This window comes from Streptomyces cyslabdanicus, assembly GCF_052663305.1.
The window spans coordinates 146,466-170,144 of the sequence record NZ_JBQRUW010000009.1; the positions used below are offsets into that span (position 1 = coordinate 146,466).

A 23,679-nucleotide genomic window follows, 5' to 3' on the forward strand; every position below is an offset into this window, starting at 1 on the left:
ATGGACCGCCGCATCTTCGGGCTGGAGAACGAGTACGGCGTCACGTGCACGTTCAGGGGACAGCGCCGCCTGTCGCCTGACGAGGTGGCGCGGTACCTCTTCCGCCGTGTCGTGTCATGGGGCCGCAGCAGCAATGTCTTTCTGCGAAACGGCGCCCGGCTTTATCTCGACGTGGGGTCACACCCGGAATACGCGACACCCGAGTGTGACAATGTGATCGAACTGGTCACCCACGACAAGGCCGGCGAGCGCATTCTGGAAGGGCTTCTGGTAGACGCGGAACGACGCCTGCACGAGGAGGGAATCGCGGGCGACGTCTACCTCTTCAAGAACAACACCGACTCGGCGGGCAACTCCTACGGCTGCCACGAGAACTATCTGGTGGCACGGCACGGGGAGTTCTCACGCCTCGCGGACATCCTCATCCCGTTCCTGGTCACCAGGCAGCTGCTCTGCGGGGCGGGCAAGGTCCTGCAGACCCCGCGCGGGGCGGTGTACTGCGTGAGCCAGCGGGCCGAGCACATCTGGGAGGGCGTCTCCTCGGCGACCACCCGTTCGCGGCCCATCATCAACACCCGCGACGAGCCGCACGCGGACGCGGAGCGCTACCGGCGGCTGCACGTCATCGTGGGCGACTCCAACATGTCCGAGACGACGATGCTGCTCAAGGTCGGCGCGACCGATCTGGTGCTGCGCATGATCGAGGCGGGCACGGTGATGCGCGACCTGACCCTGGAGAACCCGATCCGGGCGATCCGCGAGGTCAGCCACGACATCACGGGCCGCCGCAAGGTGCGCCTGGCCAGCGGCCGCGAGGCCTCCGCGCTGGAGGTGCAGCGGGAGTACTACGAGAAGGCCGTGGACTTCTGCGAGCGGCGCGGTATCCGCACCGGCACGGTGGAGCGGGTGCTGGAGCTGTGGGGCCGTACGCTGGACGCGATCGAGACCGAGGACCTCGACCGCATCGGCACCGAGATCGACTGGGTGATGAAGTACCAGCTCATCGAGCGGTACCGGGCCAAGCACAACATGACCATGTCGCATCCGCGGGTCGCCCAGATAGACCTCGCCTACCACGACATCCACCGCCGTCGTGGCCTGTACTACCTGCTGGAGAAGAAGGGCCAAGCCACCCGGATCTGCAACGACTTGAAGATCTTCGAGGGCAAGTCGGTGCCTCCGCAGACCACTCGGGCCCGGCTGCGCGGCGACTTCATCCGGCGGGCGCAGGAACAGCGCAGGGACTTCACCGTCGACTGGGTGCACCTGAAGCTCAACGACCAGGCCCAGCGGACGGTGTTGTGCAAGGACCCGTTCCGTTCGGTGGACGACCGGGTGGAGAAACTGATCGCCGGAATGTGAGCCCGGCGAAACGCGGATACCGGTTCGAGGAACCGGAACGCCACACGGGCGCCGTACGTTCCCCGTACGGCGCCCTGCTCACCACGACAGTGCTTTCCCGGGGGACAACCCCCGGACCCCGGCCGAAACCGGGGCGGGCCGGAGACCCGCTCGGCAACGAAACGTCAGTAAGGTAGCGCGCACGCCATCAGAAGATCGACCGATTACGAGGCCCCCACCGTGCGCCGTCGCTCACTCCTTCTTTCCGTACCCGCGGGACTTGTCACCCTGGCCGCCTGCGGCAACGACAAGGCCGGTTCGAGCAAGGCCAGCGAGAGCCCGTCGCCGTCGCCCTCCGAGCCGTCCGTGGCGCCCTCGCCGAAGATCGTCTCCGGGCCGCTGCCGGCGATCACCGCGGGCACGAAGTTCGGCGAGAAGCCGACCGTCGCCAAGGGCAGTGGTGCCCCGTCGAAGGACATCGCCGTCAAGACGGTGATCGCGGGCGGCGGCCGCACCGTCGCGGAGAACGACTACGTCCAGGCGCACTACCTGGGGCAGATCTGGGACACGGCGAAGCTCTTCGACAACTCCTACGACCGCAAGGCGCCCCTGGTCATCCAGCTCGCCCAGGGCACGATCATCGACGGCTGGCGCTATGCCCTGGCCGGCAAGAAGGTGGGCAGCCGCGTCCTGTTCTCCGTGCCGCCCACCTGGGGATACGGCACGCAGGGCAACGCCCAGGCCGGAATCAAGGGCACCGACACGCTGGTGTTCGTCGTCGACATCCAGAACACCTTCAACTCCAAGAGCTCGGCCAAGGGCAAGATCGTCGCCCAGGACAACGCCGACCTGCCCAAGGTCGGCACCAACACCGACGGCGCCGCCCCGTCCATCACCGTGCCCAAGACGGCCGCGCCCAAGAAGCTCGTGGCCGACTACGTGATCGAGGGCGACGGTCCCGCGGTCAAGCCGGAGAACACCGTGCTCGTCCAGTACAAGGGCGTGCTGTGGCAGGACGGCAAGGAGTTCGACTCGACGTACAAGCGAGATGCGCTGACGTCGTTCTCCCTCCAGCAGGTCGTCAAGGGCTGGGCCGAGGGGCTGGCGGGCAAGAAGGTCGGCAGCCGGGTCCTGATCGTCGTCCCGCCGGCCCTCGGCTACGGTGACAACCCGCCCCCCAACAGCGGCATCAAGAAGGACTCGGTGCTGGTCTTCACGGTGGACATCCTGGCTGCGATGTAGCGCCGCGCCGCGGTCTCCCGGCGCGGTCGCGCACCCGGCGGGGATGTAAGACTGTGCAGGTTGCCTTGTCGTAGATGAGCAGGAGAATCACGTGAGCATCGAGAAGCCCGAGATCGACTTCCCGGGCGGCGAGCCCCCGGCGGACCTCGAGATCAAGGAGATCTGGGAGGGCGACGGACCGGTGGCCAAGAAGGGCGACACCGTCTCCGTCCACTACGTCGGCGTGGCCTTCTCCACCGGTGAGGAGTTCGACGCCTCCTGGAACCGCGGTACGCCGCTCCGTTTCCAGCTGGGTGTCGGCCAGGTCATCGCCGGCTGGGACCAGGGCGTGCAGGGCATGAAGGTCGGCGGGCGCCGCCAGCTGACCATTCCGGCGCACCTCGCCTACGGCGACCGCGGCGCGGGCGGCCGGATCAAGCCCGGCGAGACGCTGATCTTCGTCTGCGACCTGGTCGCGGTCTGATCGTCAGGCGCCGGATCCCCGCGGGATCCGATCAGCCGAGGCCCATGCCCGCCTGGGCATGGGCCTCGGCTTTTGTCCGTACGCCGCGGGGCGGTACGGTCGTCGGTCGTAGGGACCATAGGGAAGGTGAAGGGCGTCGATGGCCATTGCCAAGGCCGAGCGGCTGATGAACCTGGCGCTGTGCCTGCTCGGAACGCGGCGGCCGCTGAGCAAGCGCGAGCTGCGGGAGTCCATTGAGGCTTACGTCGAGGCCTCCGGCCGCGACAGGAGCGTGGCCTCCGGCCGCGACAGGAGCGTGGCTGCCGGGTCGGAGAAGGGCGCGGCGGCGTCCGACGACTCCTTCAACCGCATGTTCGAACGAGACAAGGACGACCTGCGGGAGCTCGGGCTGGTCATCGAGACCGTCGAGAGCCTCGACGGCGAGGTCGGCTACCTGGCCCGCCGGGACAGCAACCGGCTGCCGCCGATCACCCTGGACGCCGAGGAGGCCGCCGCACTCGGCCTGGCGGCCAAGGTCTGGCAGCAGGCCCGGCTGGCCGGGGCGGCCAGCGGCGCCCTGCAGAAGCTGCGCGCGGCCGGACTGCCCGAGGACGTCGACCCCTACGAGGCGCACGGCGCGCTGGAGCCGCGCATCCCGGTGCACGAGGCCGCCTTCGAGCCGCTGATGCTGGCCTGCCGCGACCGCCGGCCGGTCGCCTTCGACTACCGCAAGGCCAACGCCGCCCAGCCCGGCACCCGGCACGTCGAGCCGTGGGCGCTGGAGTGCTGGCGCGGCCACTGGTACCTGGCCGGCTTCGACCGCGACCGCGGCGCCGAGCGGGTCTTCCGGCTCTCCAGGATCACCGGCAGGGTCCGCTCCCGGGGCAGCGGCTTCACCGCGCCGGTCCCGGACGTCGTCACCGTCCGTGAGACCGTGGCGAGCTGGGCCGGCGAGAGCGCCGACCGCTCCGCGCGGATCCGGCTGCGCGCGGATGCCGGGTACCCCCTTCGGGCGAAGGCCACCGCCGTGCGGGAACTCGGAGACGGCTGGGACGAGTTGGACATCCCGTACGGGCACGGGCTGGACGCCTGGCTGGTGGAGTTCGGACCGGACGTGGTGGTCCTGGAGCCGGCCGAGCTGCGGGCGGACGTGCTGGACCGGCTGCGTGCCGTGGCCGGGGCTTGAGGGGGAGCGGAGCGACACTGTGGCAGGCAAACCGGTCAGGCCCGCGAGCGCCATCGACCAGACCCGGCGGATGCTCTCCCTGGTGACGTATCTCAGGGAGCGCCCCGGCGCCCGGATCGAGGACGTGGCGCGCGCCTTCGGCATCACCGAGGACGAGCTGGTCTCCGACCTCGACGTGCTGCCCATGTGCGGTACGAGTTTCCGCGGCGGCGATCTGCTCGACATCGACACCGACGGTGAGCGCATCTGGTGGCACAACCCCGCTGCGCTCGGGGCGGAGGCGGCCGAGCCGCTGCGGCTGGCCGCCGACGAGGCGACCGCGCTGCTGGTGGCGGCCCGCGCGGTGGCGACGCTGCCCGGCCTGCGGGAGGGCGACCGGCAGGCGCTGCTGCGGGCGACGGCCAAGGTGGAGGCCGCGGCCGGCGAGGCCGCCGGGGCCAGTTCCCGGCTGTCGGTGACGTTCGAGTCCGAGGGTGGCGTCTTCGCCGACGTGGACCGGGCGATCTCCGAGCGGCGACGGCTGTGGATCCGCTACTACTCGCCCGCTCGTGACGAGGTCACCGAGCGCGAGATCGACCCCATCCGCCTGGTCAGCGTCGGGCACACCTATGTGGAGGCCTGGTGCCGCCGCTCCGAGGCGCGGCGCACCTTCCGGCTCGACCGGGTCGCCGAGATCAAGATCCTCGACGAGCCCTCGGCGCCGCCGGAGATGGAGCTGCGCGACCTGTCGCAGGCCCTGGTGCAGCCGGCCGCGGAGGACCCGGAGGTGGTCGTGGAGGTCGGTCCCGGTGGCCGCTGGGTCGCCGAGTACTACCCGCACGACAGCGCCGAGGAGCTTCCCGACGGCGGGTTGCGCATCACGTTGCGCACGCCCGATCCGGCGTCGCTCCGGCGGCTGGCGCTGCGCCTGGGCCGGGATGGGCGGATCGTCGCCCCGCGGGAGCTGGCCGACAGCGCCCGGCAGGCGGCCCGTGAGGCCCTGGCGGCGTACGAGCCGGCGTGCGAAGGGGCCGGGGGCCCCGTGGACGCCGTGGCGGCGCGGGGGCCGCGGGGGGCGGACGTGGTTCACGACGGGCGTGACGACAGGCAGGAGCAGGGGCTTTGAGCAGGTCGGCGACGGCTGGGGTGCCCGGGATGTCGGTGGCGGCGGCGTTCGCCGGGATGCGGAGCGTGACTCCGGTGGTGTTCCGGGCGGGCTGCCCCGACTGCCGGGGCCGGTTCGAGTTCGCCGCGAGCGCGCTGCGCCTGGTCGTCGGCGCCAGCAGCCGTACCACCTTCTACTCCTTCACCTGCCCCGACTGCGGTGCCGCGGTCCGCAAGCCGGCCGGCGAGCGGATCGTGGAACTGCTCACCGGTGGCGGGGTCAGCACGCTGCGCCTGCACTCGACCCTCTAGGCTCGGCGTCATGTTCTGGGCGATGTTCGCGGTGGCGGCGGGGTTCGTGGGGCTGGCGGTGCTCGGAGTGCTCGCCGTCCGGGTCTTCGTCGAGGCGCAGCGCCTGGGCCGGCAGGTCACGGAGTCGGCGCGGCGCATCAACCGGGCCGCCGAGGAGCTGGAGCGGGCGAGCCTGAGCGCCGCCCGGGCGATGGAGTCGAGGTGAGTCCTGCCGGGAAAGTCCTGGAAGTCCCGAACGCCGTGCGCTTTCGATCGACACGCCCTGCCCTGTCGCCCCTGTGGCCGGGTACGCTGCTGGTCATGGCCCGCGTAAGAGGCACGGGCCGCTCCGGCAGGAGTACGCACAGGGATTGCTCAGCGTTCACCCCTGGGCGTTACGATCGCTGGCAGCACAATGGTCGGACGCCTGTCCCAGTGGTCGGACCTGCCCGCCCCGCCTCAGATGAGAAGGTGAAGACGAATGTTCCGTGGTGCGTTTGAGCCGTGGCACCTGGTGCTTCTTGTTCTGGTGATCGTCCTGGTGTTCGGCTCGAAGAAGCTTCCGGACATGGCGCGGTCGCTCGGCAAGTCCGCGCGCATCCTGAAGAGCGAGGCCAAGGCGATGAAGGACGAGAAGTCGACCACCGCGGCCGGTTCGGCGACTCCGGCCGGCGAGGAGCAGCAGCAGTCCCCGGCGCAGCGCACCATCCAGGCCGCGCCCGGCGACGTGACCAGCTCCCGCCCGGTCAACGAGCCGACGGACACGACTCAGCGCTGACCGGACGACCGGAGGCCTTCCGGTCCGCTGTACGAGATGAGGATGTGGGTTGCTCAAGTCTGCCCGCAAGAAGGACAAGAAGGAGAAGGACCCCGAGGGGCGGATGTCGCTCGCGGAGCACCTCCGTGAGCTGCGCAACCGGTTGGGGAAAGGTGTCCTGGCGATCCTGGTCGTGACGGTCGTCGCCGCCTTCTTCTACAAGGACATCGTCAACTTCATCACCAAGCCGGTGCTGGACTCGGTGGGGTGTGGGCAGTCGTTCCTCGACTTGGCGAAGTCGGAGAAGAGCGGCGCCTGCGCGCACCTCACGATCAACGGCCTGCTGAAGCCGTTCACGCTGGCGCTGAAGGTGTCGCTGATGACGGGGGTGGTGCTGGCCTCGCCGGTCTGGCTCTACCAGCTGTGGGCGTTCGTCGCCCCGGGGCTGCACAAGCACGAGAAGAAGTACGGCTACGTGTTCGTCGCCGCCGGCTTCCCGCTCTTCCTCGGGGGCGCCTACTTCGCCTACCACATTCTGCCCACCACCGCCAGGGTACTGATCGACTTCACCCCCAGTGGTGTCGACAACCTGCTGCCGCTGGACGACCTGCTCAACCTCATCACGCGCATGGTGGTCGTCTTCGGACTCTCGTTCGAGATGCCGCTCCTGCTCGTCATGCTCAACCTCACCGGCATCCTGTCCGGGCGGCGCATGCTCGGCTGGTGGCGCGGCATGGTCGTCGGCATCACGGCCTTCGCGGCGGTCGCCATGCCGAGCCCCGACCCGCTGACGATGCTGGCGCTGGCCGCACCGATCTGCGCGCTGTACTTCGTCGCGGTGGTCATCTCCCTGTTCAACGACCGGCGCAAGGAACGGCTGGCCGCGCAGGGACCGTCGGACGACGAGGCGTCCGAGCTCGACCTCACCCCCGAGGACATCGGCGAGGTCGAACCCGTCACCGCGCGCCGCGCCCTGCCCGAGCGGAACGACGCGGACGGGGACGGCGACACGGGCCGGGTCAACGGGTACGACGACGTGACCTGATCACCACCGCAGGCTCCGGGCCGGCCGCTCGCACCTCGAGCGGCCGGCCTTCTCGTCCCCGGGGCGATCGGGATAATGATCGTCCTGTTGTCGGTGTGGCCCGGTACGCTCGAAAGCACGATGACAGAGGACCTCTCACCGGCCGAGCGGTACGCGGCAGCGCGCAGGCGAGCTGCCGAGCAGGCCACCGCGCTCGCGGGCTTCCGCGAGATGTACGACTTCGGTCTCGACCCGTTCCAGATCGAGGCCTGCCAGGCGCTCGAGGCGGGCAAGGGCGTACTGGTCGCCGCGCCCACCGGCTCCGGCAAGACGATCGTGGGCGAGTTCGCCGTCCACCTCGCCCTCCAGCAGGGCAGGAAGTGCTTCTACACGACGCCGATCAAGGCGCTGTCGAACCAGAAGTACGCCGACCTGTGCCGTCGCTACGGCAGTGGCAAGGTCGGCCTCCTGACCGGCGACAACAGCCTCAACTCCGAGGCCCCGGTGGTCGTGATGACCACCGAGGTGCTGCGGAACATGCTCTACGCCGGTTCCCAGACCCTGCTCGGACTCGGCTATGTGGTCATGGACGAGGTGCACTACCTCTCCGACCGCTTCCGCGGCGCCGTGTGGGAGGAAGTGATCATCCACCTGCCCGAGTCGGTGACCCTGGTGTCCCTCTCGGCGACCGTGTCCAACGCCGAGGAGTTCGGCGACTGGCTGGACACCGTCCGCGGGGACACCGAGGTGATCGTCTCCGAGCACCGGCCCGTTCCGCTGTTCCAGCACGTGCTGGCCGGGCGCCGGATGTACGACCTGTTCGAGGAGGGCGAGGGCCATCGGAAGGCCGTCAACCCCGACCTCACGCGCATGGCCCGCATGGAGGCCACCCGTCCCTCGTTCCAGGACCGCCGGCGTGGCCGCGCGATGCGCGAGGCCGACCGCGAGCGGGAGCGCAGACAGCGCTCCCGGATCTGGACCCCGAGCCGTCCCGAGGTCATCGAGCGCCTCGACGCCGAGGGCCTGCTGCCCGCGATCACGTTCATCTTCAGCCGGGCCGCCTGCGAGGCCGCCGTCCAGCAGTGCCTGTACGCGGGCCTGAGACTCAACGACGAGCAGGCGCGCGAGCGGGTTCGCGCCCTGGTAGAGGAGCGCACCGCCGCCATCCCGGCCGAGGACCTGCACGTCCTCGGCTACTACGAGTGGCTGGAGGGCCTGGAGCGCGGTATCGCCGCCCACCACGCGGGCATGCTGCCGACCTTCAAGGAGGTCGTCGAGGAGCTGTTCGTGCAGGGCCTGGTCAAGGCGGTCTTCGCCACCGAGACCCTGGCCCTCGGCATCAACATGCCGGCCCGCTCGGTGGTGCTGGAAAAGCTCGTGAAGTGGAACGGCGAGCAGCACGCCGACATCACCCCCGGTGAGTACACCCAGCTCACCGGCCGCGCCGGCCGCCGCGGCATCGACGTCGAGGGCCACGCGGTGGTGCTGTGGCAGCGCGGCATGAGCCCCGAACACCTGGCGGGGCTGGCCGGTACCCGCACCTACCCGCTGCGCTCCAGCTTCAGGCCGTCGTACAACATGGCGGTGAACCTGGTCGAGCAGTTCGGCCGGCACCGCTCGCGCGAGCTGCTGGAAACGTCCTTCGCGCAGTTCCAGGCCGACCGGTCGGTCGTCGGGATCACCCGGCAGGTGCAGCGCAACGAGGAGGGCATCGAGGGCTACAAGGCCTCCATGACCTGCCATCTCGGCGACTTCACGGAGTACGCGCGGCTGCGCCGGGAGCTGAAGGACCGCGAGACCGAGCTGTCCCGGCAGGGGGCGGTCCAGCGGCGTGCCGAGGCCGCCGTCGCCCTGGAGAAGCTCAAACCGGGCGACGTCATCCACGTCCCCACCGGCAAGTTCGCGGGCCTGGCGCTGGTGCTGGACCCGGGCCTGCCCGCGGGCCGGTCCAACGGCCACCGCGGCCTGGAGTACCACGACGGCCCCCGCCCGCTGGTGCTGACCGCCGAGCGTCAGGTCAAGCGGCTGGCGGCCATCGACTTCCCGGTGCCCGTGGAGCCGCTGGAGCGGATGCGGATCCCGAAGTCGTTCAACCCGCGCTCCCCGCAGTCCCGCCGCGACCTCGCCTCCGCGCTGCGCACCAAGGCCGGGCACATCCCGGCGGAGCGGCACCGCAAGCGGCGCTCCCAGGCGGCCGACGACCGTGAGATCGCCCGGCTGCGCGCCGCGCTGCGCGCCCACCCCTGCCACGGGTGCGACGAGCGCGAGGACCACGCCCGTTGGGCCGAGCGCTACCACCGGCTGCTGCGCGACACCAAGCAGCTGGAGCATCGCATCGAGGGCCGTACGAACACCATCGCGCGCACCTTCGACCGGATCGTCGCGCTGCTCACCGAGCTCGACTACCTGCGCGGCGACGAGGTCACCGAGCACGGCAAGCGGCTCGCCCGGCTGTACGGCGAACTCGACCTGCTGGCCAGCGAATGCCTGCGCGAGCACGTCTGGGAGGGGCTGAGCCCGGCCGAACTCGCCGCCTGTGTCTCGGCGTTGGTGTACGAGGCGCGGGTCAGTGACGATGCCATGGCGCCCAAGCTCCCCTCGGGGAAGGCGAAGGCGGCGCTCGGCGAGATGGTGCGGATCTGGGGCCGCCTCGACGCCCTGGAGGAGGATTTCCGCATCAACCAGACCGAGGGGGTGGGCCAGCGCGAGCCCGACCTCGGCTTCGCCTGGGCCGCGTACATGTGGGCCTCCGGCAAGGGCCTGGACGAGGTGCTGCGCGAGGCGGAGATGCCGGCGGGCGACTTCGTGCGCTGGTGCAAGCAGGTGATCGACGTGCTGGGCCAGATCTCGGCGGCGGCGCCGGTGGAGGGCTCGTCGGTGGCCAGGAACGCGCGCAAGGCGGTGGACGGGCTGCTGCGGGGGGTCGTGGCCTACTCCTCGGTCGGCTAGGCGGACGATCGCACCGATCACATGGTCCCGGCGGACGCCGTCGGGACCATGTCCGTTTTTCGTCCACCCGCACTGCTTCGTGCGCCCGCGCCCCGTCACTGTGCGCGTTCGGATCGCTCCGGGCCGCGCAAATGCGCCGAGAGTACTCCTGTCGCATGCCCCGTTTCAGGCCCTTGCGGAATATGACATAGCGATGATCCGACCGGATTATGCTCGCCCGCGGCGCAGCGAGTTGAGGGTGTTCGCGAGCTTGCTCCCAAGCGTCCTCGAACGCGCCGAAATCCGCGTCGATTTCATGACGTACCCCCACTGGAAGCTGCCCGAACCCAGCCGATTCTCCTCAGAGGGCTTACATGGTGAGTGTTCAATCGCCCCCCGGTGGCCGTGAACTTCCCTACGCGCGCGTGCTGTTGCTGCCCGCCCTGGTGATGGCGGCGGCCACTGGCGCCGCCGTCGCCCTGGTGACGGACCCGGCCCGCCTCGCCGTCGCCTCCTGCGGCACGGTCGCCACCCTGCTGGTGCTCGGCACGAGCGCCGAAGCGGTGCGCCGCGGACGCGCCCTGCGGGACCAGCGGGAGCGGCACGCCCGGCGCACCGCGGACCTGGAGGGGCGCCTGGCGGCCCACGACCGGGAGATCCATCGTCTCGCCTCGGACCTGCTGCCCGCCGCCATCGACCACCTGCGCGGCGGCCACACACCTGCCGAGGTGATGCGCGACGTCGTCGACGGCCAGCCCGAGTGGCGCGCGATCCCCGAGTCGCAGCGCGCGGTGGTGCGCGTGATCCTCAAGATCGTGGACGACGAGGAGAACCTCCGCGACTCCACCCAGCGTGCCTTCGTCAGCATCGCGCGCCGCGTCCAGGCGATCGTGCACCAACAGGCCAGGGAGCTCAGGGAGATGGAGGAGGACCACGGCCGCAGCCCCGAGGTCTTCGACGACCTGCTGCGCATCGACCACGGCACCGCGCTGATCGGCCGCCTGGCCGACTCCGTCTCCGTCATCGGCGGCGGCCGCGCCGGCCGTCAGTGGCCCAACCCGGTCACGCTCTACAGCGTGCTGCGCGGCGCCATGTCCCGGATCCTGGAGTACCGGCGCGTCGAACTGCACTCCATCGCCAAGGTCAACATCAGGGGTGTCGATGTCGAACCCGTCATCCACGCCGCGGCCGAACTCCTCGACAACGCCACCCGCTACTCGCCGCCGCAGACCAAGGCGCACGTCACCGCCGTGGAGGTGCAGTCCGGCGTCGCCATCGAGATCGAGGACGGCGGCGTCAGCCTGAACGAGGAGACACGCGCCCGTCTCGAGCGGTTGCTCGAGGCGGCCCGGGCCGAGGTCGACCCGCTGGACCTCGGCGACACTCCCCGCCTGGGCCTCGCGGTCGTGGGACGCCTGTGCGCCAGGCACGGGATGCAGATCTCGCTGCGGGCCTCCGCGTACGGCGGTGTCCGCGCGGTCCTCGTCGTGCCCGGCGAGATGACGACCGCCGAGCCCGCTCCCGGACTCGCCCACGGAATCGGCGCCACCTCCGTCCCGGCCCCGGGGGAGGACGCGGTGGAGGGTCCCGAGCGCGCCCCGAAGAAGCGCCGCCCCACCAGCCCTCGCGTCCCCGCCGCCGTGACCCCGGCCGACGACGAGGTCCCCGAGGTCACCGAGTGGACGGCGGGCGGCCTGCCGCAGCGCCGCAGCCGGGTCAGGACCCCGTCGAGCCGGCGCACCGCCGGGCAGGCCGCCGCCGGGCGGGAGGACGGGACGGTGCGGGCCGCGCCCGGAGCAGGGCCGGCGCCCACGAGGAAGGACTCCGAACCGGGCCTGTGGGTCGAGGCCTTCTGGGACGGACTGAAGAAGGACAACCCGGGTCCGGACCCGAGCGCGTTCACCCGGGACCCGGCCGCGTACCGCCACCTGAACGAGGAGCCGGCCCGAGCCGAGGCCGACGTCCGGGACGACGAGGGGGACCTCAAGTGATCCAGCAGCGAGCCAACTTCGACTGGATGCTCAAGGAGCTCGACGACAGCGTGCCGGGCATCGAGATGATCGTCGTGCTCTCGGCCGACGGTTTGCGCATCGCCCGCTACGGAGGAGACGCCGACGCCGCCGACCGGATCGCCGCGGCCTGTGCCGGACTCCAGAGCCTCGCGAGCGCCGTCGCCGTCGAGATCCCCCACAGCGACGGCCGGATGAAGCTGGTCGTCATCGAGATCGACGGCGGCTACTTCTACCTCATGTCCGCGGGGGACAACGCCTATCTCGCGGTGCTCGCCGACATCCGCACCGAACCCGGTCTCATGAGCGCCCGCATGCGCGACCTCGTGGTCCGCATCGGCGCCCACCTGACCAGTCCGCCGCGGCGGGGCGGGCAGACCGTATGACCCCTCCTCGGCGCCAGAGGCGTTCCCCCGGGCACGCACCGCCACCGCCCCCCGAAGGCGCCGAGCGGGGCGAGGAGAAGAACCCCGAGCGGCTGTACGTGGTCGCCGGGGCGGGCGAGGGCGGTACCCGCGCGGCCGTCGACCTGGTGACCCTGATCGTGGCGCGCGACGAGCCGCCGCCGTCCGCCACCCCGGAGCAGGCCGCGCTGCTGCGGCTGTGCACCGCACCGCTGTCCGTGGCCGAGCTCTCGGCCCACCTCCACCTGCCGTTCAGCGCGACGACGGCCCTCATCACCGAGCTGCTCGCGGCCGGCCAAGTCGAGCCACACCCCGCACACTCCTTCCTCGCCCCGCCGGGTCCGGGACAACGGCACCGCGACCGCACCGCGGCGGCCGGGGCGGGCCCCCGGTCCGTCACCTCTTCCGTCGCCGGATCCGGCCCCCGCGCCCCAGTCGGCGCCGGCGGGCGCCGTGGAGCCGGACCCCGCACCGGCCGCCGGCGCGGCCCGCCCCCAGGGGACCTGGCAGCGCTTCCTGTGCTGGTGGCGCGGCTACTGACCACCTGACTCACCGAGTCACCGAGTCACCGACCGGCCCATGCCGCGGGGTCGGACCAGGCCTGGAGCACCCGCCCGCTGGTGAACCGGTGCTCCGCCCCCGTGACCGGATCCGTGAACTCCAGTGTCCGCGCGAGCAGTTGCAGCGGGCGCCGGAAGTCACCGGCCGGCACGGGATCGGTCACCACCGGGTAGAGCGGGTCGCCCAGGATCGGCACGCCCAGGGCGTTCATGTGCACCCGCAGCTGGTGTGTCTGCCCGGTGCGGGGGATCAGCCGGTACCGCCCGAGCCCGTCCGCACGGTGCTCGGCCGGCTCCACGCGCGTGACGGCGTTCGGCTCGCCCGCCACTTCGCGGGCGGCCTGCACCCCGCGCTCCTTCACGATCCGGCTGCGCACGGTCCGCGGCAGGACCAGCGCCGGGTCGTAGGGCGCCACCGCCTCGTACTCCTTGCGTACCAGCCGGTCGCGGAACAGCGTCTGGTAGGCGCCGCGCTCCTCGGGCCGCACCGTGAACAGCACAAGACCGGCGGTGAGCCGGTCCAGGCGGTGCGCGGCGCCCAGGGCGGGGATCCCGAGCTCCCGCCGCAGCCGGGCCAGCGCCGTCTCGGTGATGTGCGCGCCGCGCGGGGTGGTGGCGAGGAAGTGCGGCTTGTCGGCGACGACGAGGTGCTCGTCGCGGTACACGATCCGCAGCGGGAACGGCACCGGCACCTCCTCGGGCAGTTCCCGGTGGAACCACACGTACATCCCCGGCTCGTACGGCGCGTCGGGCGCCACGGCCCGTCCGTCGGCCCCGACGACCAGGCCCGCGTCGACCATGCCCCCGACCACCCCGGGCCCGGCCCCCGACAGCCGCTCCACGAGGTACGCCCGCACGGTGGCCCACGCCCCGGCGGCGGGCAGCCGCACCCGCACCGGGTCGACCCCGTGGCGCTGCGGCAGGGGGGAGGGCGGGGTACGGGTCTTGCGTCGCATCGACCGAAGCCTACGAGGCCGCCCGCGGCCCGGGAAAACCCCTGCGCCTGCGGCCCGTCGGCGGGCAGGCTGGGGCCATGCCTCTTCTCACCAGCCCGGTACTTCCCGCCGGCACCTTCGCACGCACCGCCCAGCCCACCCTGACCACCGGTGACGGTCTCCTCCTGCGGCCCTGGACGCCCGAGGACGCGCCCTTCGTGCACGAAGTCTTCCAGGATCCGGTCATGCACCAGTGGCACGCCAGGGCCGCCGAGTCCGAGTCCGAGGCGGCCGGCTGGATCAAGGAGTGGCGTGCCGCCTGGGCGGCGGACCGGGAGGCCCAGTGGGCGGTGGCCGACGCGGACACCGGCCGCCCGGTGGGGCGGGTCGCGCTGCGCGAGGTGCGGTGGAAGGACGGCGCGGCGGAGGTGGCGTACTGGACCGCTCCCACGGCCCGTGGCCGGCATGTGGCCTCGCGGGCCACCGCGGCCCTCGTCCACTGGGCGTTCGAGGACACCGGATTCCACCGCCTGGAGCTCCTGCACTCCGTGGGCAACGGCGCCTCCTGCCGCGTCGCCGCCAGGACCGGCTTCGTCCTGGAGGGCACCAAGCGCAGTTCCTGCCTCCACGCGGACGGCTGGCACGACATGCATCTGCACGCGCGCGTCCGCGGGGACTGAGGCGGAGTTCCCACACCCAGGGGTGCCACGATATATCGCGTGCATTGACGGAAGGAGTCGAGTCGCGATATGTTCGGCTACGGATATTCGGAAGCGAGGTGATGGGTAGGTGACGGGCATGGCCGGCGGGCGCAGGAAGTTGAGCAATCCGCTCGCGCTGACCGTGATGACCACGCTCTGGCAGAAGCCCATGCACCCCTACGAGATCGCGCAGACCCTGCGCCGTCAGGGCAAGGACGCCAGCACCAAGATCAATTACGGCTCGCTCTACACCGTCGTCCAGAACCTCGAGGAGCGAGGCTTCGTCGAGGTGGTCGACGTGGAGCGGCGGGGCAACCGCCCCGAGCGCACGATCTACGCGCTCACCGAGTCCGGTCGCGAGGAGATGACGCGCTGGCTGTCGGACCTCGTCGCCGTACCGGCCAAGGAGTACCCGATCTTCGAGACCGCGCTCTCGCTGCTGGGGGCGCTGCCCCCGGACGACGTCGTGCGGCTGCTGGAGGAGCGGCTGACCGCCCTGGAGATGCGGGTGGCGAGCGGACGGGCGGTGCTGGACAAGCTCTACGAGACGCTGCCGCGCCTGTTCGTCGTCGAGGTGGAGTACCACCAGCACATGGCCGAGGCGGAGGCGGAGTGGGTCCGCGGCTTCGCCCGCGAGATCCGCGAGGGCTCGCTGCCGGGTGTCGAGAGCTGGCGCCGGTTCCACGAGACGGGGGAGATCCCCGCGGAGTTCAAGGAAGTCGAGGAACGCCACTACCAGAAGTGAACCCATGAGACAGACCCCGGCAGGGCTGTTGCAGCAGCCCCGCCAGGGTCTCGAACCCCGAGCCGAATCCACCGTGAGGCTTCAACGGGCGATCGAGGTGCGGCACACCCAGGATAGCCCGGCGCGCTCACGTGGATCATTCGGCGATCTTCGCCATCCCTCCACCCCACTCATCCAGGAGAGCTCCGCCATGAGTCCCACCCGTGCGCCCGCCGTCGAGGCACGCCGGCTGACCAAGACCTATCCCGGGGACGTCACCGCCCTGAACGGCATGGACATCACCGTCGAGCCGGGCACCGTCTTCGGCCTCCTCGGCCCGAACGGCGCCGGCAAGTCCACCACCGTCAAGATCCTCACCACCCTGGCCCGCCCCGACTCCGGCGAGGCGACCGTGGCCGGCCACGACGTGTTGCGCCACCCGGACCGGGTGCGGCGCGCCATCGGCGTGGTCGCGCAGAGCTCGGGCGCCGACCCGGTCGCCACCGGCCGCGAGAACCTCCGGCTCCAGGGCCGGCTCTACGGGCTGAAGGGCGCCGGCCTGGACCGGCGGGTCGACGGACTGCTGGAGCGGTTCAGCCTCGCCGACGCCGCCCGCCGCCCGGTCAAGGGCTATTCCGGCGGAATGCGGCGGCGCCTGGACGTCGCGCTCGGACTGGTGCACCGGCCCGAGGTCCTCTTCCTCGACGAGCCCACCACCGGCCTCGACCCGGAGGCCCGTGCGGCGATGTGGGACGAGATCGGCCGCCTGGCCGGCGAGGAGGGCCTGACCATCCTGCTCACCACGCACTACCTGGAGGAGGCCGACCGGCTCGCCGAGCGCATCGCCATCGTCGACCGTGGCCGGGTCGTCGTCGAGGGCACCCCGGACTCGCTCAAGGGCGAACTGCGCGGCGACGCGGTCCACGTGGAGCTGCGCGAGGCGGTCGGTGAGGCCGGGCGCACGGTGCTCGCCGACGCCCTGGGCGCCCTGCCCGGTGTGCACGAGGTGCTGATCGACGGGCGCCGGATCAGCGCCCGCGCCGACGACGGAGCCGCCGCCGTGCCCGCGCTCCTGGCGGGCCTGGAGCGCGCCGGGGTCACCGTGGCCGCGGCGACCGTGGCCCGCCCCTCCCTCGACGACGTCTACCTCCGCTACGCGGGCCGCCGTTACGCCGAGGCGGAAGCCGAGAGCGCGGCCGCCGGGACCGAGGCCCTCGCCCTTGCCGGAGGTGCCCGATGAGCGCCGCGATCTCCCAGACCTGGTACATGACCCAGCGTCAGATGATGGTGTTCGCGCGCCAGCCGGCCTACGCGGTCATCACCCTGATCCAGCCGGTGATCTGGCTGTTCCTGTTCGGCAACCTCTTCAGGAAGGTCGTCGAGCTCGGCGGCTTCGGCACCACCTCGTACCTGGACTACCTGGTGCCGGGCGTGGTGGTGATGAGCGCGCTCAGCTCCAACATGTGGGCCGGCATGGGCACGTTGGAGGAGATCCAGCGCGGCACGCTCAACCGCTTCCTGACCACCCCGGTCAGCCGGGCCGCCCTGATGAACGGCAACGTGGTCCACAACGGCCTGGTCACCGCCCTCCAGTCGGTCGTCATCGTGCTGCTCGGCCTGCTGGGCGGCGCCGACTACCCCGGCGGAGTCGGCGGCGTTCTGATCCTGGTGCTCGCCTCGGTGCTGCTGGGAACGGTCTTCGGGGCACTGTCCAACGCGCTCGGAATGCTGGTGCAGGAGCGGGAGTCCCTCATCGGGATCAACACCTTCCTGCTGCTGCCGCTGACGTTCCTGTCCTCCGCCTTCATGGCCCCGGCGCAGATGCCCGGCTGGATGCGTCACGTCGCCGACTTCAACCCACTCAACTGGGCGATGGTGGCCGGACGTTCCGCGATGTCCGCGCATCCCGACTGGAGCCTCGTCGGCAGCCGCGGCGGAGCGCTGCTCGGCCTCGCGGTGGCCGCGGTGTGGCTGTCGATACGGACGTTCCGCTCCTACCAGCGGTCGGTCTGAGCCACGCGAAGCGGCGGTACCGGCCCCGGTACCGCCGCTTCGCGTGCGGCTCACGCGGCCGGCGCCGCGCCGCCCTCCTGCTCCGCCTCGATCCGCGCGTTCCAGTCCCGCTTGGAGGCCTGCCAGCCGTCCTCGTCGTGGCCGAGGCGCCAGTAGCCGGAGATCGACAGGTCCTCGCGGGGGACGGCGTGCTCGACCCGCAGCAGCCGGCGCAGCTCCTTCACGAAACCGGCCTCGCCATGCACGAAGGCGTGCACCCGGCCCTCGGGGAACCGCAGCGCGCGTACGGCCTCCACCAGTGCCCGGCCGACGGGCCGCTCGCCGCGGTGCAGCCAGACCACCTCCACGTCGGAGGCGATCTTCTGCTCCTCCTCGGGGCCGGCGATCTCGACGAAGGCGTGGGCCGTCGCACCCTCGGGCAGTGCCTCCAGGGAGCGCGCGATCGCCGGCAGGGCACTCTCGTCACCGACCAGCAGATGCCAGTCGGCGCTCGCGTCCGGGGCGTAGGCGCCGCCGGGACCCAGGAAGCGCACGGTCTCGCCCGGTCGCGCCAGCAACGCCCAGGGTCCGGCAAGACCCTCGTCGCCGTGGATGACGAAGTCCAGCGTCAGCTCGCGGTGGCCGGGGTCCCAGGCACGCACGGTGTACGTCCGGGTCACCGGCCACTGCTCGCGGGGGAGTTCCTCGCGGATCCGCTGCATGTCGAAGGGCTCGGCATAGGTGACCCCGTCGGGCGGGAACAGCAGCTTGACGTAGTGGTCCGTGCAGGTGTCCGCCGAGAAGTCGGCCAGGCCCTCCCCGCCGAGCACCACGCGCTGCATGTGCGGGGTCAGCCGTTCGGTCCGGACGACCTGCGCGGAGTGAACCCTGCGCGGCTTGCGCGCCGGACGTTCTGCCATGACGGCCTCCCAGTTCCCCTCGCTTAGGTTTACCTAAGTTAACATCTCGACCCGGTGAGTACTCCTCCCGTCCGGACTCCGGCGGCGCGCGTCGCCACGGACGTCACGCCGTCAAGGTGGTGAGCAGCCGCTGGAGGGAGCCTCCCAGGCCCCAGCGGGCCGCCAGCTCGTCGAGCGCCGCCGGATCGCGTGGGGCGCGCGGCAGCGCCGTGTCCACGTCCGGCAGGGGGACGTCGGCGGCGACCCGTACGACCGTCGGCGCCACCGCGAGATACGGCCGCGCCTCGTCGAGCCGCCTGCACTGCGACGGCGTGAGCTTCGCCTTCGGGTCGTCCACGGCCGCCATGATCCCGGCCAGGTCGCCGAACTCGGCGAGCAGCCTGGCCGCCGTCTTCTCCCCGATGCCGGGCACGCCCGGCAGGCCGTCGCTCGGGTCGCCGCGCAGCAGCGCGAGATCCGCGTACCCCCGGCCGTCGACCCCATACTTCTCGCGCAGCGCCGCCTCGTCGGTGGCCTGAAGCGTGCCGACGCCCTTGACCGGGTACAGCACCCGCACCCCGCGGGCGTCGTCCACCAGCTGGTACAGGTCCCGGTCGCCGGTGACGATGTCGACCGGGCCGCTCGCCCGCGCGGTGAACGTGCCGATCACGTCGTCCGCCTCGTACCCCGGGACGCCCACGCGCGCGACGCCCACCGCGTCCAGGACGGACTCGATCACCGGGACCTGCGGGGACAGAGTGTCCGGCACCTCCTCCTCGTCCGGACCGCCGGTGCGCTCCACGGCCACCCGGTGCGCCTTGTACGACGGGATCAGCTCCACCCGCCAGGCCGGCCGCCAGTCGGCGTCCATGCACGCCACCAGGCGATCAGGCCGGTGGTCCCTGACCAGCCGGTCGATGAAGTCGAGCAGCCCGCGCACGGCGTTCACCGGCGTGCCGTCCGGGGCCCTGATCGACTCCGGCACGCCGAAATAGGCGCGGAAGTACAGGGAGGCGGTGTCGAGGAGCATCAGTCGTCCGGTCACGCCCCGCATCATGCCGTACGGCACCGACAGTCACCGGGCAGGCGGAAACCGTGGATTCCTGGTGGACGTAGGGCGAGGGCATTGTGAACCAGGCCACGTTTGGTTTGAGCCAAAAGGGTCTGGGCAGGCGCGACTCGGATCGAAGGGTGGTTGCTTTCTTCAACTGTCAGTGACTCTCCGCATCCAGTCCTTGGCCCCGAGACAAGAGGTAGGCGTGTCTTCAAGACTTCAGGCCCAGCACCTGTTCAAGGTGTTCGGCCGACGACCGGACCAGGCAGTGGAAAAGCTACGGCAGGGTGTCGACCGCGAGGACCTGCGCGCCGACGGCACCACCGCCGCCGTCATCGACGCCTCCTTCAGCGTCGATCCCGGCCAGATCTTCGTGGTCATGGGCCTGTCCGGCTCCGGCAAGTCCACGCTCCTGCGGATGCTGAACGGGCTGCTGGAGCCGACTGCCGGCAGCGTCCGCTTCGACGGCCAGGACCTGACCGCGCTCAGCGACCGCGAACTGCGCGACGTCCGCTCCAAGAAGATCAGCATGGTCTTCCAGCACTTCGCGCTCTTCCCGCACCGCAGCGTCCGTGAGAACGCCGCCTACGGTCTGGAAGTGCAGGGCGTGCCCCGCGCCGAGCGCGAACGCCGCGCCGACGAGGCGCTCGCCCTGTGCGGTCTGGCCGGCTGGGAGTCCTCCTGGCCCGACGAGCTCTCCGGCGGCATGCAGCAGCGTGTGGGACTGGCCCGCGCCCTGGCCACCGACGCCGACCTGCTGCTGATGGACGAGTCCTTCAGCGCCCTGGACCCGCTGATCCGGCGCGACATGCAGGACCAACTGCTCCAGCTCCAGAAGACACTCAAGAAGACGATCGTCTTCATCACCCACGACCTCAACGAGGCCATGCGCCTGGGCGACCGGATCGCCGTCATGCGGGACGGCCGCATCGTGCAGACCGGCACCGCGGAGGACATCCTGCTGCGCCCCGCCGACGACTACGTCGCCTCCTTCACCCAGGACGTCGACCGCTCCCGGGTGCTGACCGCGGAGTCGGTCATGGACCGCGACGTGCGCGGCGACGAGGCGGACTGCGGCTGCGACACCGCGACCCCGCACACCCCGTTCACCGAGCTGTGCGCGATCAGTGCCCGCGTCTCCCACCCGGTCGCCGTGCTGGACGAGCACCACGACCTCGTCGGCATCGTCCCGCGACAGCGCCTGGTCGGCTTCCTGGGCGACGAGCAGAGCGCCCAGGTGAGCTGCGACGCGCCACGGGGCAAGGGCGGCGACAAGGCGGTGGCCCGTGCCTAGGATCCCGCTCGGTGACTGGGTCAACTCCGCGGTCGACTGGCTGCTCGGCCACATGTCCTGGCTCTTCGACTTCTTCAAGGCCGTCTTCACCGGCACCTACGACGGGATCGACGCCGTCCTTCAGGCGCCGCAGCCGCTGCTGCTCGCGGGCATCTTCGCCGTGCTCGCCTGGTGGCTGCGCGGCTCCTTCGCCGGAGTGCTCACCTTCGTGGGGTTCGCGTTCATCGACTCCATGGAGCTGTGGTCGGACGCGATGGTGACCCTGTCGCTGGTCCTCGTCGCCACGATCATCGCGTTGGTGATCTCGGTGCCCGTCGGCATCTGGGCGGCCCGCTCCGACCGGGTCAGCGCCGTCGTCCGGCCGGTCCTGGACTTCATGCAGACGCTGCCCGCGATGATCTACCTCATCCCGGCCATCCTGTTCTTCGGCACCGGCGCCTCTGCGGGCATCGTCGCCACCCTGATCTTCGCGCTCGCGCCCGGTGTGCGCATGACCGAGCTGGGCATCCGCCAGGTCGACAAGGAACTGGTCGAGGCGGCCGAGGCGTTCGGCACCACGCCCCGCAACACGCTGCTGCGCGTCCAGCTGCCGCTGGCGCTGCCCACCGTGATGGCCGGCGTCAACCAGGTGATCATGCTCGGTCTGTCCATGGCCGCGATCGCCGGCATGGTCGGCACCGGCGGTCTCGGTGGCGACGTCAACGAGGCCATCGGCCAGCTCAACGTCGGCCTCGGCTCCGAGTCCGGTATCGCCATCGTGATCCTCGCGATCTACCTCGACCGCATGACCAGCGCCCTGGGCACCGAGGTCTCGCCGCTCGGCCGGCGTGCCGCCGCCAAGGCACGGGCCGCCAAGGGCCTGAAGATCTGGTCCTACCGGCCGCGGCCGCAGATCGCCGTGATCGGCGTGGTGGTCCTCGCCCTGGTCGCGGGCGGCATGGGCCTCTTCGCGGGCGGCGGCAGCGCGACGGCCGCCGGTGACAGCACCGACGTGGGCCACGGCAAGAAGATCACCATCGGGTACATCCCGTGGGACGAGGGCGTTGCCTCCACCTTCCTGTGGAAGGAGGTCCTCGAACAGCGCGGCTACCAGGTCGACGCCCGCCAGTTCGACGCCGGACCGCTCTACACCGCGCTCGCCCAGGGCAACGTCGACTTCGAGACGGACTCCTGGCTGCCGACGACCCACGCCGAGTACTGGAAGAAGTACGGCAGCAAGCTCGACGACCTCGGCTCCTGGTACGGCCCGACGTCCCTGGAGCTGAGCGTCCCCTCGTACATGAAGGACGTGAACTCGCTCGAGGACCTCAAGGGCAAGGCGAGCCTGTTCGGCGGGAAGATCACCGGCATCGAGTCGAGCGCCGGCATGATGGGCCTGCTCAAGAGCAAGGTCATGCCCGAGTACGGCCTGGACAAGGAGTACAAGGTCGTCGACAGCTCCACGCCCGCGATGCTGGCCGAGCTGAAGCGCGCCTACAGCAAGAAGGAACCGATCGTCGTCACGCTCTGGTCACCGCACTGGGCGTACAGCGACTTCGACCTGAAGAAGCTGAAGGACCCCAAGGGCGCCTGGGGCACGGGCGACGGCGTGCACACGCTGGCCCGCAAGGGCTTCGCGAACGACGACCCGACCGTCGGCGCCTGGCTGAAGAACTTCAAGCTGACCGAGAAGCAGCTCACCAGCCTCGAGGCCGAGATCAACAAGGCGGGCAAGGGCCGCCAGCAGGACGCCGTCCGCGCCTGGCTGAAGGACAACCCGGGCGTCGTCGACAAGCTCGCCCCGCTGCCCGGCGGCGGCTCGACCGCCAAGCCGGCCGAGGCCAAGCGGACCCTGAACGTGGCCTGGTTCCCGTGGGACGAGGACATCGCCGTCACCCACCTGTGGAAGAACGTCCTGGAGCGCCGCGGCTACCGGATGAACATGAAGCAGATGGACGTGGGCCCGGTCTACACCGGCCTGGCCGGCGGCGACATCGACCTCAACTTCGACGCCTGGCTGCCCTACGCCCAGAAGAACTACTGGGACAGGAACAAGGACAGACTCAGGGACCTCGGCACCTGGTACGAGCCGACGTCCCTGGAGATCGCCGTGCCGTCCTACGTCAAGGACGTGAAGTCCCTGGAGGACCTCAAGGGCAAGGCGAGCCTGTTCGGCGGGAAGATCATCGGCATCGAGCCGGGCACCGGCGAGATGGACCTGCTGAAGACCAAGGTCCTGCCCGGCTACGGCCTGGACAAGGAGTACAAGGTCGTCGACGGCTCCACGCCCGCGATGCTGGCCGAGCTCAAGCGCGCCTACGCCAAGAAGCAGCCGGTGGCCGTGGTGCTGTGGTCGCCGCACTGGGCGTACAGCCGCTACGACCTGACCAAGCTCGCCGACGACAAGAAGCTGTTCGGCGAGGGCAACACCGTGCGCACCATCTCCAGCGCCAAGTTCCCCGAGCAGTACCCGCAGCTCACCGAGTGGATCAAGAACTTCAGGATGAGTGAGGACGAGCTCGGCAGCCTGGAGAGCGAGATCAACAAGCTCGGTCAGGGCCACGAGGACGAGGCCGTCACCGCCTGGCTGAAGCAGCACCCGGACGTCCCGGCGCGGATGACCCCGCAGTAGTCGTCGACCCGGACACCGCCGAAGGGGCGGGCCCGCCCCGCATCGCCCGCGATGCGCGGGACGGGCCCGCCCCGCACGCTTGTCCACAGGAAGAATCCGGCCAACCACGCAGAGCCACCCCCACGCGCCCCGGGGCCGCGCGATCCTTACAGGCATGTGACGGCGACAGGAAACTGTTTGCCGGACATGCATAGGGTGCAGA

The 23,679-nt window shown here is 70.9% G+C and carries 22 protein-coding genes; 19 read left to right on the forward strand and 3 right to left on the reverse strand.

All coding sequences use genetic code 11. The annotated features are described in order from the left end of the window. The 13 genes from pafA (at position 1) to ACTYVM_RS07300 (ending at position 13,255) form a co-directional block, all read left to right on the forward strand. On the forward strand, positions 1-1,362 hold the full coding sequence (gene pafA / locus ACTYVM_RS07240; RefSeq protein WP_100567758.1) for a Pup--protein ligase: 1,362 nt from the start codon (positions 1-3) through the stop codon (positions 1,360-1,362). Positions 1,363-1,581: 219 nt separating this feature from the next. Then, complete coding sequence (locus ACTYVM_RS07245; protein WP_445525093.1) at positions 1,582-2,583, forward strand: FKBP-type peptidyl-prolyl cis-trans isomerase; 1,002 nt, start codon at positions 1,582-1,584, stop codon at positions 2,581-2,583. A 91-nt stretch (positions 2,584-2,674) separates the two neighbouring features. After that, positions 2,675-3,046, forward strand: coding sequence for an FKBP-type peptidyl-prolyl cis-trans isomerase (locus ACTYVM_RS07250; RefSeq protein WP_400031770.1), 372 nt, complete (start codon positions 2,675-2,677; stop codon positions 3,044-3,046). Between the two features lie 139 nt (positions 3,047-3,185). Then, positions 3,186-4,211 (forward strand): helix-turn-helix transcriptional regulator, encoded by a 1,026-nt coding sequence (locus tag ACTYVM_RS07255; protein WP_445525094.1) that lies wholly within the window; start codon positions 3,186-3,188, stop codon positions 4,209-4,211. Positions 4,212-4,230: 19 nt separating this feature from the next. Then, the gene (locus ACTYVM_RS07260; RefSeq protein WP_445525095.1) at positions 4,231-5,316 is read left to right on the forward strand and encodes a helix-turn-helix transcriptional regulator; all 1,086 of its coding nucleotides are present in this window, start codon (positions 4,231-4,233) and stop codon (positions 5,314-5,316) included. After that, entirely contained in the window at positions 5,313-5,606 is a 294-nt protein-coding gene (locus ACTYVM_RS07265) for a hypothetical protein (protein ID WP_445525096.1), read from the forward strand. Before ACTYVM_RS07260 ends, ACTYVM_RS07265 begins: the two co-directional genes overlap by 4 nt. 10 nt (positions 5,607-5,616) lie before the next feature. Continuing rightward, positions 5,617-5,811: a hypothetical protein gene (locus tag ACTYVM_RS07270; RefSeq protein ID WP_400031764.1), complete on the forward strand. Its 195-nt coding sequence runs from the start codon at positions 5,617-5,619 to the stop codon at positions 5,809-5,811. A 255-nt stretch (positions 5,812-6,066) separates the two neighbouring features. Further along, positions 6,067-6,363 carry a Sec-independent protein translocase subunit TatA gene (gene tatA, locus ACTYVM_RS07275; protein ID WP_445525097.1) on the forward strand — a complete coding sequence of 99 codons (297 nt, stop codon included), beginning with the start codon at positions 6,067-6,069 and terminating at the stop codon, positions 6,361-6,363. A 49-nt stretch (positions 6,364-6,412) separates the two neighbouring features. After that, complete coding sequence (tatC, locus tag ACTYVM_RS07280; RefSeq protein ID WP_445525098.1) at positions 6,413-7,387, forward strand: twin-arginine translocase subunit TatC; 975 nt, start codon at positions 6,413-6,415, stop codon at positions 7,385-7,387. Positions 7,388-7,462: 75 nt separating this feature from the next. Next, positions 7,463-10,315 carry a DEAD/DEAH box helicase gene (locus ACTYVM_RS07285; protein ID WP_445525099.1) on the forward strand — a complete coding sequence of 951 codons (2,853 nt, stop codon included), beginning with the start codon at positions 7,463-7,465 and terminating at the stop codon, positions 10,313-10,315. 353 nt (positions 10,316-10,668) lie between these two features. Beyond that, the gene (locus ACTYVM_RS07290) at positions 10,669-12,285 is read left to right on the forward strand and encodes an ATP-binding protein (protein ID WP_445525100.1); all 1,617 of its coding nucleotides are present in this window, start codon (positions 10,669-10,671) and stop codon (positions 12,283-12,285) included. Then, on the forward strand, positions 12,282-12,689 hold the full coding sequence (locus tag ACTYVM_RS07295) for a roadblock/LC7 domain-containing protein (RefSeq protein ID WP_445525101.1): 408 nt from the start codon (positions 12,282-12,284) through the stop codon (positions 12,687-12,689). The genes ACTYVM_RS07290 and ACTYVM_RS07295 overlap by 4 nt, the downstream gene beginning before the upstream one ends. Beyond that, positions 12,686-13,255: a DUF742 domain-containing protein gene (locus tag ACTYVM_RS07300; RefSeq protein WP_445525102.1), complete on the forward strand. Its 570-nt coding sequence runs from the start codon at positions 12,686-12,688 to the stop codon at positions 13,253-13,255. The genes ACTYVM_RS07295 and ACTYVM_RS07300 overlap by 4 nt, the downstream gene beginning before the upstream one ends. A 17-nt stretch (positions 13,256-13,272) precedes the next feature. Here ACTYVM_RS07300 and ACTYVM_RS07305 read toward each other — a convergent pair whose 3' ends face one another. Then, positions 13,273-14,223: an RluA family pseudouridine synthase gene (locus tag ACTYVM_RS07305; RefSeq protein ID WP_445525103.1), complete on the reverse strand. Its 951-nt coding sequence runs from the start codon at positions 14,221-14,223 to the stop codon at positions 13,273-13,275. 77 nt (positions 14,224-14,300) lie between these two features. Here ACTYVM_RS07305 and ACTYVM_RS07310 point away from each other — a divergent pair, with 77 nt between their 5' ends. The 4 genes from ACTYVM_RS07310 (at position 14,301) to ACTYVM_RS07325 (ending at position 17,640) form a co-directional block, all read left to right on the forward strand. Then, positions 14,301-14,882, forward strand: a complete 582-nt coding sequence (locus tag ACTYVM_RS07310) for a GNAT family N-acetyltransferase (RefSeq protein WP_445525104.1) — start codon at positions 14,301-14,303, stop codon at positions 14,880-14,882. A gap of 118 nt (positions 14,883-15,000) precedes the next feature. Next, positions 15,001-15,648: a PadR family transcriptional regulator gene (locus ACTYVM_RS07315; RefSeq protein WP_400031752.1), complete on the forward strand. Its 648-nt coding sequence runs from the start codon at positions 15,001-15,003 to the stop codon at positions 15,646-15,648. Between the two features lie 190 nt (positions 15,649-15,838). After that, entirely contained in the window at positions 15,839-16,867 is a 1,029-nt protein-coding gene (locus tag ACTYVM_RS07320; RefSeq protein WP_445525105.1) for an ATP-binding cassette domain-containing protein, read from the forward strand. Next, positions 16,864-17,640 (forward strand): ABC transporter permease, encoded by a 777-nt coding sequence (locus ACTYVM_RS07325; RefSeq protein ID WP_445525106.1) that lies wholly within the window; start codon positions 16,864-16,866, stop codon positions 17,638-17,640. The genes ACTYVM_RS07320 and ACTYVM_RS07325 overlap by 4 nt, the downstream gene beginning before the upstream one ends. A 50-nt stretch (positions 17,641-17,690) precedes the next feature. Here ACTYVM_RS07325 and ACTYVM_RS07330 read toward each other — a convergent pair whose 3' ends face one another. Then, positions 17,691-18,539, reverse strand: coding sequence for a siderophore-interacting protein (locus tag ACTYVM_RS07330; protein WP_445525107.1), 849 nt, complete (start codon positions 18,537-18,539; stop codon positions 17,691-17,693). A 103-nt stretch (positions 18,540-18,642) separates the two neighbouring features. After that, positions 18,643-19,572, reverse strand: coding sequence for a 5'-3' exonuclease (locus ACTYVM_RS07335; protein WP_445525176.1), 930 nt, complete (start codon positions 19,570-19,572; stop codon positions 18,643-18,645). Between the two features lie 205 nt (positions 19,573-19,777). Here ACTYVM_RS07335 and ACTYVM_RS07340 point away from each other — a divergent pair, with 205 nt between their 5' ends. Beyond that, complete coding sequence (locus ACTYVM_RS07340) at positions 19,778-20,866, forward strand: quaternary amine ABC transporter ATP-binding protein (protein WP_445525108.1); 1,089 nt, start codon at positions 19,778-19,780, stop codon at positions 20,864-20,866. Then, positions 20,859-23,477 carry an ABC transporter permease/substrate binding protein gene (locus ACTYVM_RS07345; RefSeq protein ID WP_445525109.1) on the forward strand — a complete coding sequence of 873 codons (2,619 nt, stop codon included), beginning with the start codon at positions 20,859-20,861 and terminating at the stop codon, positions 23,475-23,477. The genes ACTYVM_RS07340 and ACTYVM_RS07345 overlap by 8 nt, the downstream gene beginning before the upstream one ends. The last annotated feature ends 202 nt before the right edge of the window (positions 23,478-23,679 follow it).